This is a genomic window from Gluconobacter roseus NBRC 3990, assembly GCF_006538885.1.
Taxonomy (GTDB): domain Bacteria; phylum Pseudomonadota; class Alphaproteobacteria; order Acetobacterales; family Acetobacteraceae; genus Gluconobacter; species Gluconobacter roseus.
This window is the reverse complement of the sequence record NZ_BJLY01000001.1, coordinates 170,475-183,072: the sequence shown is the minus strand read 5'-3', so window position 1 is coordinate 183,072 and position 12,598 is coordinate 170,475. Positions and strand designations below refer to the sequence as shown.

The 12,598-nt window shown below is 63.4% G+C and carries 13 protein-coding genes; 5 read left to right on the top strand and 8 right to left on the bottom strand.

The features are described 5' to 3' along the window. Nucleotides 1-37 precede the first annotated feature (37 nt). A complete protein-coding gene (locus GRO01_RS00715; protein WP_062507914.1) occupies nt 38-388 on the top strand; it encodes a hypothetical protein in 351 nt (116 codons plus the stop codon). 6 nt (nt 389-394) lie between these two features. On the opposite strand, the gene GRO01_RS00710 is transcribed toward GRO01_RS00715, so the two are convergent. From GRO01_RS00710 to GRO01_RS00700, 3 genes are all read right to left on the bottom strand, one after another. Further along, nucleotides 395-1,162, bottom strand: coding sequence for a sulfite exporter TauE/SafE family protein (locus GRO01_RS00710; protein ID WP_062507916.1), 768 nt, complete (start codon nt 1,160-1,162; stop codon nt 395-397). Nucleotides 1,163-1,169: 7 nt separating this feature from the next. Next, nucleotides 1,170-2,858, bottom strand: coding sequence for a bifunctional protein tyrosine phosphatase family protein/NAD(P)/FAD-dependent oxidoreductase (locus GRO01_RS00705; protein ID WP_062507918.1), 1,689 nt, complete (start codon nt 2,856-2,858; stop codon nt 1,170-1,172). Nucleotides 2,859-2,921: 63 nt separating this feature from the next. Beyond that, nucleotides 2,922-3,848, bottom strand: coding sequence for an MBL fold metallo-hydrolase (locus tag GRO01_RS00700; RefSeq protein WP_062507919.1), 927 nt, complete (start codon nt 3,846-3,848; stop codon nt 2,922-2,924). Between the two features lie 110 nt (nt 3,849-3,958). On the opposite strand from GRO01_RS00700, the gene GRO01_RS00695 reads away from it, so the two are divergent. From GRO01_RS00695 to GRO01_RS00680, 4 genes are all read left to right on the top strand, one after another. Further along, on the top strand, nt 3,959-4,606 hold the full coding sequence (locus GRO01_RS00695) for a peroxiredoxin (RefSeq protein WP_062507921.1): 648 nt from the start codon (nt 3,959-3,961) through the stop codon (nt 4,604-4,606). After that, a complete protein-coding gene (locus tag GRO01_RS00690; RefSeq protein WP_062507923.1) occupies nt 4,603-4,992 on the top strand; it encodes an ArsR/SmtB family transcription factor in 390 nt (129 codons plus the stop codon). Before GRO01_RS00695 ends, GRO01_RS00690 begins: the two co-directional genes overlap by 4 nt. A 127-nt stretch (nt 4,993-5,119) precedes the next feature. Continuing rightward, a complete protein-coding gene (locus GRO01_RS00685; protein ID WP_062507925.1) occupies nt 5,120-5,380 on the top strand; it encodes a hypothetical protein in 261 nt (86 codons plus the stop codon). A 183-nt stretch (nt 5,381-5,563) separates the two neighbouring features. Beyond that, nucleotides 5,564-6,637 (top strand): LacI family DNA-binding transcriptional regulator, encoded by a 1,074-nt coding sequence (locus GRO01_RS00680; protein WP_141306718.1) that lies wholly within the window; start codon nt 5,564-5,566, stop codon nt 6,635-6,637. A 9-nt stretch (nt 6,638-6,646) separates the two neighbouring features. On the opposite strand, the gene GRO01_RS00675 is transcribed toward GRO01_RS00680, so the two are convergent. From GRO01_RS00675 to GRO01_RS00655, 5 genes are all read right to left on the bottom strand, one after another. Next, nucleotides 6,647-7,312, bottom strand: a complete 666-nt coding sequence (locus GRO01_RS00675) for an HAD family hydrolase (protein WP_062507929.1) — start codon at nt 7,310-7,312, stop codon at nt 6,647-6,649. Between the two features lie 62 nt (nt 7,313-7,374). Further along, on the bottom strand, nt 7,375-9,540 hold the full coding sequence (locus GRO01_RS00670; protein WP_231490107.1) for a family 20 glycosylhydrolase: 2,166 nt from the start codon (nt 9,538-9,540) through the stop codon (nt 7,375-7,377). 27 nt (nt 9,541-9,567) lie between these two features. Next, nucleotides 9,568-10,581, bottom strand: a complete 1,014-nt coding sequence (locus GRO01_RS00665) for an ABC transporter substrate-binding protein (protein ID WP_231490109.1) — start codon at nt 10,579-10,581, stop codon at nt 9,568-9,570. Then, nucleotides 10,578-11,360 carry an ABC transporter ATP-binding protein gene (locus GRO01_RS00660; RefSeq protein ID WP_062507931.1) on the bottom strand — a complete coding sequence of 261 codons (783 nt, stop codon included), beginning with the start codon at nt 11,358-11,360 and terminating at the stop codon, nt 10,578-10,580. Before GRO01_RS00660 ends, GRO01_RS00665 begins: the two co-directional genes overlap by 4 nt. Further along, the gene (locus GRO01_RS00655) at nt 11,357-12,421 is read right to left on the bottom strand and encodes a FecCD family ABC transporter permease (RefSeq protein WP_062507933.1); all 1,065 of its coding nucleotides are present in this window, start codon (nt 12,419-12,421) and stop codon (nt 11,357-11,359) included. The genes GRO01_RS00660 and GRO01_RS00655 overlap by 4 nt, the downstream gene beginning before the upstream one ends. Nucleotides 12,422-12,598: the final 177 nt, after the last annotated feature.

Here is a 12,598-nt window from a genome sequence, read left to right as displayed (position 1 = left end):
GTATGCGCGGATACATCAGGCACAAGGTGGATGACAGATGCTGTATGCTTCGACGGGATGTTTCACTCTGACGGTGATGATGGGTATCTGGCTCGCAATTTTCGCAGCCCGCTACAAACGCCCCTACAGCTTCCTCACCCCGCTCCATGTCGGCTCGGCCGTGGTCGGATCAATCTTCCTGATCATCGCACTCAGCAATGGTGACAGCCGCCTCATGCTGAACGTGGCGCTCGCCGTCGCCATCGCATCTTTCGGCGTCCTGATGGCCTTCTTCCGCAGGCGCGGCGCCATGATCGCGCCGCTCTATATGTGTCACATCCTGCTGGCAGTGATGTTCTATTTCTCGATGGTCTGTTTCACCATCTTCCCGAATTTCGGCCTCGACTGACCGCTCTTAGAGAGCCGAAAGGCTCTTCCAGATCATATAGGCCGCAACCGTGAAGATGACGCAGGCGAAAAACGTCGTCAGCGCCGCACCGGAACCCGACAGACGCTTCGCCGCCCGGGTTCCGAGGAAACTGCCCACAATTCCTCCCGCCACGAACAGCGCCCCCATTACCCAGTCCACATAGCCCGAGAGCATGTAACTCAGCGCCGTACTGGCCCCCAGCGCGGCCACGGCCACAAGCGACGTGCCCACGGCATTGAGAATGGGCATCCGCGTACAGGCAATGAGCGCGGGCACAATCAGGAACCCACCACCGATCCCGAAAAACCCGGATAGAACACCCGTCCCGGCCCCGGCCATCATGACGCGCGGCATGTTCTGGCGATTGCACGCCGCCCCCGCCTCGCCCTGATTGCGCCGCCCCCGCAACATGAGCACACCGACTGCGATCATCAGCAGCGCAAAACAGAGCAGCAGCTTCTGCCCGTTCACCGCTTTGCCGAAGGCCGCCCCGATGAACGCCCCCACCACACCGCAGGGCGCGAAAATGGCCGCGCATTTCCATTTGACCGTCCCCGCCCGGGCATGACTGACCAGCCCGGTCAGCGCATTGACCGCCACGGCCATGGCACTCGTCCCGATCGCGACATGGGGGTTCTTCACCCCCACCACATAGACCATCAGCGGAACGGCAAGGATGGAGCCGCCACCGCCGATCAGGCCCAGCGTAAACCCGATCAGGACACCGCAGGCCAGTTCAAGCGCAATCTGCACAACCGGTTCAGCCGTCCTTCTTCGCGTTCAGCGGCTTGGGCGCAACCATGAGCTCGCGCCCCTTGAGCATCCCGTCCCAGTACATCAGCGGCATGACATATTTCTTGAGCCACCAGGCCAGACGCGTCGGCTTCTGCCCGTTAAGCAGCCATTTCGGCAGCGTCGGCGCCAGCTTGCCGCCATAACGGAACTCGGCCAGCACGATCCGTCCGTTCTCCACCGTCAGCGGACAGGCGCCATAGCCTTCATATTCCGAAACCGGAGCCTGATGCTTCAGGAACGCCAGCACATTGGTCGCCACCACAGGCGCCTGCACGCGAACCGCCGCAGCCGTCTTGGCCGAAGACGTCCCGATCACGTCACCAATGGCGAACACGTCCGGGAAACGCACATGCTGCAACGTCGCCGGATTGACCTCAACGAACCCGTCCGAACCCGCCAGCGCACTCTCGCGGATCACCTGCGGCGCACTCTGCGGCGGCACGACATGCAGCATGTCGAACTTGCGCTCCACGCGCTCCACACCCTCGCCAGCCTTGCGCTCGAACACGGCGGTCCGGTTCGGACCATCCACTGCCACAAGCTTCGATCCGGTATGCAGCCCGACATGATAGCGCTTGATATACTCCATCAGCGGCGGCACGAATTCCTTCACGCCAAACAGTCCCGGCGTGGCCGTGTCGAACTCGACCGAAATGCTGTCCAGCACGCCACGGCGCTTCCAGGCATCACAGGACAAATACACGGCCTTCTGCGGTGCACCGGCACATTTGATCGGCATGGGCGGCTGCGTGAAGATCGCCGTCCCGCTCTTGAGCTGCTGCACGAGCTGCCAGGTATAGGGTGCCAGATCGAAGCGGTAATTCGACGTCACGCCGTTCTTGCCCAGCGTCTCTGTCAGACCCGGAATGGCATCCCAGTTCAGCGTAATCCCCGTCGCCACGATCAGCGCATCATAGGAAACGACCGACCCGTCCCCCAGAACCACTTCCCGCACATCCGGCCGGAACAGCTTGGCCGCCTGCCGCACCCAGACGACGTCTTTGGGCATGACATCCGCTTCCTTGCGGCGCGTCTGGGCCGCCTGAAAAACGCCTCCCCCCACAAGCGTCCATCCCGGCTGGTAGAAATGCTCGTTCGACGGCTCGACCACACCGATGGATAGATGGCTGTTGCGCTTGAGCAGACTACCCGCAACCGACAGGCCACCCGCACCACCGCCAATAATCAGAACCTGAAAATGCGCCGCCCCCTTGCGTGGAGCCGCAGACGGTGCCGCGACACTCTCGATCCGTCCCCGCAGAGCACTGACATCCACCCCGGCCTTACCCGCCGCAGCAATGATTTCCGCAGCCGGACGCTTGCCCGCTTCCGCCAGAGCCCAGATCTGCGCCACCCGCGCGCCCGACCGGCAATAGCCGACAACCGGCGCGGGAAGCGTAGCCAGAGCCGTCCGGGTCTGCGCGACCTGTGCCTCATCCGGCACGGTTCCCGCCTTGACCGGAACCGCAGCAAAGGCCAGCCCGGCCTCCTTCGCGGCCTCTTCGATCGCACCCATGTCCGACTGGTCGGGAGACTCTCCGTCCGGACGGAAACAGAGGATCGTGCGGAACCCTTCCGCTTTCAGATCCGCCACATCACTGACGGCGATCTGGGGAGACACGGCATAGTTTTCGGTCAGATGGCGGGTCGGCATGGGAACTCCAGAAACGGAAAAAGGATCAGAAGACCGGCACGCATCCCGCACCGGAGAAGAACGTCAGAGACGGTTGACGGGAATCTTGATGTAGCTCACGCCATCAGCTTCGGGCTCGGGCAAATGCCCCCCGCGCATATTCACCTGCACGGACGGCATCAGCAGGCGCGGCATCGCCAGAGTGGCATCACGGGCCGTCCGCATCTCCACAAACTCGTCCTCGCCCACCCCGTCATGAACATGGATGTTGTACGCGCGCTCATGCCCGACCGTCGTCAGCCAGGCATATTCGTCCCGCCCTGGCGCCTTGTAATCATGGCACAGGAACAGCCGCGTCTCGACCGGAAGTGACAGCAGACGGCGGATGGAGCGAAACAGCGGGCGCGGATCACCGCCCGGGAAATCCGCCCGCGCCGTCCCGAAGTCCGGCATGAAGATCGTATCCCCCACAAAGGCCGCATTGCCGATCACAAACGCCATGTCAGCCGGTGTATGCCCCGGAACATGCAGCACCGTCACCGGAAGCTCACCGATCCGGAACGTCTCGCCATCCGTGAACAGATGATCGAACTGTGACCCGTCCCGCGCAAACCGCGTCCCGGCATTGAAAATCTTGCCGAACACGTTCTGGACCCGGATGATATCCGCCCCGATCCCGAGCTTTCCGCCAATCTTCTCCTGCAACCATGGGGCTGCGGACAGATGATCGGCATGGGCATGCGTCTCAAGCTGCCACTCAACAGTCAGGCCTTCACGCTCGACATAATCAACAATCGCCTGCGCCGATCCATGCGACGTCCGCCCGGCAGCCGCGTCATAATCGAGCACAGAGTCGATCACCGCCGCCTGTTTCGTAACGGGACAGTGGACCACATGGCTCGCGGTATTGGTGGCCTCGTCAAAGAAGGTACAGACAACCGGCGCAGGGGCCGAGCCTTCCTCGGTTCGCCGGATCTGCGCGGTTGCGGCCTGAATTGCTGCGTCATGCATGGGCGCTCACCTTGCTGGCTGTGGAATGCCTTTACGACACTTTCATTAACTGTTAAGTTAATATTGTAAGTGTTGCATGTCAAGCGCCCTGATGCTTTTGGAACCGGATCATGACCGCATCTTCCCCCGTTGAGACCCAACTCCCGACCCTGCGCATCGGCGACCGCGCACCGGATTTCAGCGCCCGCACGACACATGGCGAATTCATCATGAGCGCCCTGCGCGGACACTGGGTCCTGCTCTTCGCCCACCCGGCCGATTTCACGCCGGTCTGCACCAGCGAGTTCATCGCCCTCGCCCGCAGCGCGGAGGAGTTCCAGCAGCGTGACTGCGCCCTGCTCGGCATCTCGGCGGACAGTCTCCCGGCCCATCTCGCCTGGGTTGAGGCCATCAACACGCAGTTCGGAATCCAGATCCCTTTCCCCATCATCGAAGACCCGTCCCTCGCCGTCGCCCGCGCCTATGGCATGCTCGACAGCGCCGCACAGGACAGCGCCACCGTGCGCTCGGTTTTCGTGATCGATCCCACCGGTACAATCCGCGCCACCCTGAACTATCCCGCCACCGTAGGCCGCTCCGTCCCCGAACTGCTGCGCCTGCTCTGCGCCCTGCAGGAAGTGGACCGCGCCGGCACGCTGACACCCGAAAGCTGGCAGCCCGGACAGCGCACGGTCGCCCCGCCACTCCAGACACAGGCCGCTGTGGAAAAAGCCGGCGCGACATGGTTCTTCCAGCCCGCAGCCCGGGAGCGCTCATGACCGTCCTGCTTCCGCTGGAGAAAAGCCGCGAACTGGCCGAATGGCTCCGCGTCCTCGCCCAGCCCCAGCGCCTGATGCTCCTCTCGGCCCTGCTCGACAGCACCCATGCCGTGAGCGAACTCGAAACCATGACCGGCATCGGCCAGCCCACACTAAGCCAGCATCTCGGCGCACTCCGACGCGCCGGCCTGATCGAATCCCAGCGTGAGTCGCGGGCCATTCACTACTGCTGGGCCGACACGCCTGACGCCCGGCGCGCCCGCGCCCTGCTCATGAGCCTGCAACCCGGCGCCCTCCCGCCCGAACTGCCCAACCCGGTCAATACGACGGACCCCACACCCGGCCCCGCCGCCTCAGCAAGATTTGCCCGTATTCTTCACCCCTGACAGTTCTCAATCAGGAATAGCCCGGTCCTTATTGAATAGCGGTGCGGTTTCACAGTTGTGATAAAGTGTTTGTCGCCTGAAACCACAAAACCTTTCATACGCTTACCTGAAGGTAAGGAGAGACCATATGATCCGTTATTTCATCGCCCTGACCGGACTGGCATTTGCACTGACACAGGGCGCATCAGCCGCCACCCGCGAACAGCAGAAGCAGGCCTGCCAGGGCGACGCCATCCGTCTGTGTACGCTGGCCATTCCGAACGAAGCCAAAATCACCGCCTGCATGAAAAAGAAGATCGACCAGCTCTCTCCCAAGTGCCGCGCCATGTTCACTCCCGTGCAGCAGCCAAAGAAAAACCAGTCCACTCCCAAGCCGAAGCAGGACTGACCCCAGATCGGGCTAAATAGAGAATTTGACGTTTTCGCAAATCCTCCCGTTCCCGTGACTGGTTTATGTCAGGGAAAATGAGTATGGTGTCGGCAGTGATTTTCAAAAGAGCACTGACACCATACGGCGAGCGTCAGGATCTGACATGACGGCTCCGGTGTCGTTACTGGACAGACCTGAACAATGACCCGACAGCACGACCGCCGCAAAGTAACCCTCAAGGACGTGGCGGCGCAGGTCGGCGTTTCCCATACCACCGTCTCGAACGCCTATATCCGCCCGGGCCAGCTTTCCGCCGCCCTGCGCGAGAAGATCCTCGCCGCAGCACAGGAGCTTGGCTATACCGGCCCCGACCCGGCCGCCAAACAGCTCGCCACCGGCCGAGCCGGCGCCTTGGGCTTCCTGTTCAGCGAAGACCTGCCCTACGCCTTCTCTGATCCTGCCATGCTCAGCGTGCTCAACGGCGTCGCCAAATCCTGCGACGAACTGGAGACCGACCTCGCCCTGATTTCCGCCGGCAGCAACCTGCGCAACCGCACGGCCCCCGTCTCGCTGGGCAATGCCGCCGTGGACGGCTACATCCTCTATTCCGTCGCCCCCGACAGCCGCTGCGTCCTGATGGCCCAGCAGCGCAACGTCCCCCTCGTCGTGGTGGACCAGCCCCGCGTTAACGGCGTGCCCTATGTCGGGATCGACGATCGCGGCTCCGCCTATCGCGCCGCAAAAACCCTGCTCGAACTCGGCCACCGTCATTTCGGCATCCTGTCGCTCAAAACCGCCCATGACGGCTATTACGGCCCGCTGACCGCCAAGCGCCGTGCCAACATCGCCCACAGCACCATCGCCATGCGTCTCGAAGGCTACCTGCTGGCCCTCAAGGAAGCGAACATCGCTCCCGAGGACGTCCCCACCTGGGAAATCCCCATCAATTCCGAGGAAATGGGAGCCGAAGGCGTACGCCACCTGCTCAACCGCGCCCAGCGCCCGACCGCCATCCTCGCCATGAGCGACCGCGTGGCCATCGGCGCCATGCGCACCATCCGCGCCCTCGGTCTCAGCATCCCGCAGGACATCTCGATCTTCGGCTTCGACGACATCCCCAAGGCCGAAGCCGAAGACCTGAGCACGATCCGCCAGCCCCATGAACGCAAGGGCACGGAAGCCATCCGCCTCCTCAGCGCCAACAAAGGCAGCGAAAACGTCATCCTCGACACCGAACTGGTCCTGCGCGGCAGCATCGGCCCCGTCCCGACCTGACGCTCCGGATCAGTCCCGAAGCGCCGTCAGGAGGTCCCCGAAGGAATCGATCCGGATCTCCGGCTCCAGTGCCGCGCACTGGCTTGACGATCCATGCCCATAACTGGCCCAGCACGACGCCACACCGGTATTGCGCGCAAACTGCAGATCCGCCGCCGTATCTCCAACCATCAGAAACGCCGAACGCGGCTGCTTCGGAAATAGCGGCAAAACCCGCTCATCCATGACCCGCGGGTCCGGCTTGTGCGGAAAATGCGGCTCCGAGGCGATCACCCCGGTAAAGAATGACGTCAGCCCAAAGCGCGCAATGCTCGCACAGACCGTAGGCGCATGCTTGTTGCTGAGAATAGCCAGGATCTTCCCCTGCTCTTTCAGAGCGGAAAGCGTCTCCACCACCCCGTCGAACAGAACAGTCTCTTCCTCATCCGCCGCCGGATAGAACGCCCGGTAATACCGCACGAACGCCGCCGCATCATGCTCGTCACTGTCCGGCACAATCGCCTGAAACAGCGTCTGGAGCGTCCCGCCACGGGTCAGCTCCTGCTTCAGAACATCCGGGGATGGGGCCGGAATCCCGCTGGCCCCAAAAGCCTCTCTGAGGCTGCGCAGAATGGCCGGCTGCGTTTCCGCCAGCGTGCCGTCATAATCAAGAAGAAGGATCGGAAAGCGTGTCATGCTCTCCTTCTCCCCCGCCCTGATCCGGAAATCCATCCCCCGCATCGCAATATGCGCAACACTTACGGTGCGTGCGCCCCCAGAAGTGCGCGGATCCCCGGCAGGATCGCAATCAGCAGCCCGCCCGGCGGCTGCGTGGAATGCGCCGATGCCAGCATGCTGGCAGAGCCTTCAAACGCCTGTTCCTGCTCCTGAAGCAGCCGCTCCGCATCCATCCGCCAGGCCGAACCTTCCCGTCCGTTCAGAACGTTAAGCCCCGCCCGCGACAGCAATCCGACGGCATGGGACACTGGCACAACCGCCTCAAGCGCCGGCACACCCTTTGCACTCGCCACAAATGCCGGATCATTGTCGGCCCAGCGCTGCAACATCTCCCGCAGAGGCCCGGCCAGCCCGGCCTCACCCCGCACATAACGCGCCGCCATCGCATTGAATCGGATCGCCGCGAACGCATCCGGATTGCTCACCGCCACAGGCGCCGACAGCATCGCCTCACCCGTCGGCGCCGCAAGATGATTGAGCGCATAATTGCGAACCGGAACCACCGCTTCCGTCAGCACCTTCAGCGGCCCCGAATGCCCCGGCACCATCGCCTCACGCATGGCCTCCTGATGCTGGGACGCCTGTAATCCGGTCGCCTCAAGCTCCGTCATCACACCCGGCAAACGCCGCTCCAGATCGGACACGTCACGCACATCCTGCGCAGACCAGAACCGCTCCGCCAGCGCCGCCATCCGCGGCCACAGACGCGCGTCCAGCATCGGCTCGGACACCATCTCCGCCCAGAGCGTCCCTTCCGCCCCCATGATCAGCGACTTCTGCCCGTCATCCAGCGGCGGCGCGTGCTCGTCCATCACAAACGGCATTGAAAATTCAGGATGCTTGGGCGGATACTTCGCCAGCTGCTCCGCCGTGATCCCCTCGGCCTTCGTATCGAATGGATCAACCGCATAATGCATGGAAGCAGGCCGCAGCAGATCGAGATAATACCCCGCAGACACCACAACCGGATGCCCCGCCCGCGTCGCCGTCCCGGTCCATTTCGACGCCCGCCAGGGCTCGACCACAACGTTCTTCGGGATCGGCGCCTCGCTGACCTCATCCCAGCCCATCATGACATGCCCCTGGGCCGCAAGGATCTTCGCAACTTCCGCCGTAAAGGCCGCCTGAAGCGCCGCCGCCGTCTCGAAACCATGCGCCTTCATGTAAGCCGCAATCGCCGGGTTCTTCGTCCATTGCGAAGAGACGACCTCATCGCCGCCCGCATGCACATAACGGTCCGGAAACAGCCCGCCCATCTCTCCGTACAGCACCCGCACGAAGCGCAGCGTCTGCGGATTGGTCGGGTCCAGCGCAGCATTGTTGAGGTTCAGCCCCTTCGTTCCCAGATCCGGCAACGGCTGCGCCCCCAGCTCCGGATAGGCCTCCAGAATGGCCAGCGCATGCCCCGGCACATCAATTTCCGGCACAACACGGATGCCCCGATCCGCCGCATACGCCACGATCTCGCGCACCTGCGCCTGCGTATAATACTGCCCGTGCGACGCCACATTCTGCAGCTTCGGGAACATCCGGCTCTCGACCCGGAACCCCGAACCATCACTCAGATGCCAGTGCAGCACGTTGAGCTTGACCAGCTCCATCGCATCAAGCTGCCGCTCCACCGTCTCGACCGTATCGAAATGCCGCGACACATCCAGAAGCAGCCCACGCCAGGCAAAACGCGGCGCATCATCAATATGAACGCGCTCGACCACAGCCCCTTCCGGCGTGGCCCGGACAAGCTGAAGCAGCGTCGCCAGCCCGTGGATCACACCAGCCGGACCATCCGCCTCAAGCCGTGCCCCACCCGCAGCCGTCGTGAGCGTGTAATGCTCCTTCTCGTCCACACTCAGATACGCCCGGTCCGCCCCGGCTGAGACATGCAGCACATAAGGCGCCCCATGCCCCGCAGGCCCGGCGATCGCCGTCAGACGCGTGACGAACCGCGTTGCTGCCCGCTGCAACAGAGGCGAAGGCCGCGTCTCCCAGACGATCTGAACACCGCCCCCGATGGACGCCACACCATTGGAGACCGAAACGGATTTCGGCACCGGCAACAGGCTCTCCTCAGCCTGCGCCGCTCCAAAGACACTGCCTGACGCAAACACCGCCCCGGCCAGAAGAACACAACGAACAGCACCGAGGCGAAACACACCCGGGCGACGGGGCAGAACTGTCTGCATCATACGGAAATCAGATCCTTGTCCGGAATATCAGGGCGTGTCGGAAGCGGGCGGCAGCGCATCGAGCATCCGCTGCGCATCATCGGCCGAAAGCGCAATGCCATAGAAATCATGATAGAAAGACCGGATCGAGCGGATCATCGCCGGAGCGTCCACCTGACCGGTCTGCACGATCTGCCGCGCCCAGATCACCTGAAGCAGCAGTTCCGGCCCATAGCGGTCCCACGGGAACAGACCCGTCGGATTGCGATAGACCCGCCCCGTCTGCACGGCCTTGATCTTCGACCAGACCGGGTCCTGCTTCAGAGCCGCCGGATCGCCCGCATTGGCCGCAATAATGAGAATGTCGGGATTCCAGGACAGGACCTGCTCAATGGAGACAGGCTGCTTGTTGCCATGAATGCCCTGCGCCGCATTCTGCCCGCCCGCACTGCGGATCCACTGGTCGATGATGCTGTCATCCCCATCAACCCGCAGCGGCTTGAGGGACTCAACATGCAGCACATGCGGCCCATCCGGATTGGTCGGCGCCTGCGAAATCACCTGCAGAAACGCCGAGCGGTAAGCCTGCGCCCGCTTGGCCGCAATCGGCGTCTGCAACAGCGTCGCCGTCCCGTCCACACAGTCGAGCATGGAATCAAACCGGTCAAAGCCCTCGGGCGCCACATTCAGCCCCGCATGGGTCAGCGCATCCGCCGCATGTCCCGAACTCGTCACGAACACCAGATCCGGATGCAGCGCCAGAACCTCTTCCGCATTCAGGTTTCCCGGGTCCAGCGTCTCCGCCTTCGCCAGCTCCGGCACCAGCCGGAACATCCAGGGCAGCATCGCCTGACGCGCCACCGTCCCCACAATCCGGTCCTGCGCCCCAAGCATGATGAGCGTCGCGTTATGCGCGTACCACCCTTCCACAATCCGCGATGGCGGCGCGGCATGGGCAACGGGCGCAGGCAATACCGTCGCAAGCGGCAGCGCCAGAGCCGACCCCAGCAATGCCAGACGGGTCAGGGCCGGAAGCCGCTTCAAGATCCGTGACTGTTTCATTCGTCATCCCTCCCGTGATGAAAAAAGCGGTTCCCGGCGTGATCCATCTGTCGCAGAGGCACCCCGTAAAGCGCTGACATCCGTTGCGCCGTCACAACATCCTGCGGCGGCCCGTCCGCTTCAATCCGTCCATGATCAAGGATCAGGACCCGGCTGGCGCGGACATAAAGCTCTTCCGGCCGGTGTGAAGTGAGCATAACAAGCCGCCCCTCCCGCGCAAGATCATGCAACAACGCAATGAGTCGGATCTGGTGCCCGTAATCCAGCCCGGTCATCGGCTCATCCAGCAGCAGCCCCCGCGCATCCTGCGCAATGGCCCGCGCCAGAACGACACGCTGCCGCTCCCCGCCGGAGAGTTCCGTCACCGGACGCCCCGCCAGAGCCTCCAGCCCCATCCGCTCAAGCGCTGCCTCAACCGCCATCCGGTCCTCAGCCCCAAGCCGTCCCGTCAGCCCCGCATACGGCACACGCCCCAGTTCCACCATGCGCCGCACCGTGTACGGAAAACTCGCCACATGACTCTGCGGCACATAGGCCAGACGCCGCGCAATCGCCGAAGCCGACCATTCCCGCAGCGCCCGCCCTTCCAGCAGAACCTCGCCGGAGGTCGGCACAACAAACCCCATCAGCAGCCGCAGCAGCGTACTCTTCCCCGCCCCGTTCAGCCCTAAAAGCCCGACCAGTTCCCCCGGCTCCAGCGCAAGATCAATCCCTTCCAGAACCGGACGCTTCCGTCCCGGCTGGCAGAATGTCAGCCCCTCGCAGCACAGGAACGTCATTGCACACCCCGCCGCAGCCGCCGCAGCACCAGCACAAACGCCAGCGCACCAAAAAGCTGCGTGACAATCCCGAGCGGAACCTCTCCCGTCGTCAGACTGCGCGCACAGGTATCCGCCAGCACCAGCCCCCCGGCCCCCAGCAGCGCAGTCACCGGCATCATCCCCCGATGTTCCGCGCCCACAAGAAGCCGCGCGACATGCGGCACCAGCAGCCCGATCCAGCCTATGATCCCTGCCATCGAAATCGTCATCGCACAGGCCAGCGTCGCCAGAACGATCAGCGCCGGACGCATGACCCGCACCGACACGCCCAGACTGCGCGCCTCGTCATCCCCGAGCGACAACACATCCAGAACCGGCGCGCACAGAACCAGCGCCACCGTCAGAACAATCAGCGGCCCCGACATCCAGGCCAGTTCCTGCCATCCGCTCGGTGCCAGACTGCCCAGAAGCCAGTTCACGATGGCCGGAAGCTGGTCCATTGGATCGGCAAGATATTTCACTAAAGACAGTAAGGCCGTGAAAATCGCATTCCCGATCAGGCCGCCCAGCAGCAGCGTCAGGATGCCCCCGCCCGGCAGCGTCCTGCTGATGAGGAGGCCGGTTCCGACCGCCAGCAGGCCGCCGCCAAATGCGCCCATCTGCACCACGACCGCCGAGCCGCCACTGACAATACTGAGCGCCGCACCAAACGCCGCCCCGCTCAGAACCCCGAGCAGATCGGGCGAGACCAGCGGATTGCGGAACACCGCCTGATAGGTCGCGCCCCCGCAGGACAGCGCACTCCCGACCAGCAGCGCCACCAGAATACGCGGAAGCCGCGCCTGCATGACCACAACCTGCGCCACAGGGTCGCTCGCGGAGGACAGATGCAGCAGAGACCCGAATACCCCCAGCACCCGCCCCGGCGAGAGCGGAAACCGTCCCAGACAGAGCGCGCCCAGCACACTCAGGACAACGCCCGCCAGCGCAGCAAACCGGATCAGGGCGGAACGGTCAGAAATGGCGGATCCTCTCGGCAGAACGACCGCAGAACCAGCCGCGCCCCGAGCATAAGCCATGCATCACAACACGGCCAGAACCCGCGCTATTCCCCGTCAGGGCCTCAGGACGCGTCAGAACGCCTGCGGAAAGTCCGCCCAAAGCATAGGAAGTTTTTGGCACTCGGTGTCATAATATTCGTGCAAAGACACCCTGGCCTTTTCATGAATTGTAACAGACTCCCGCGACAAGGACTT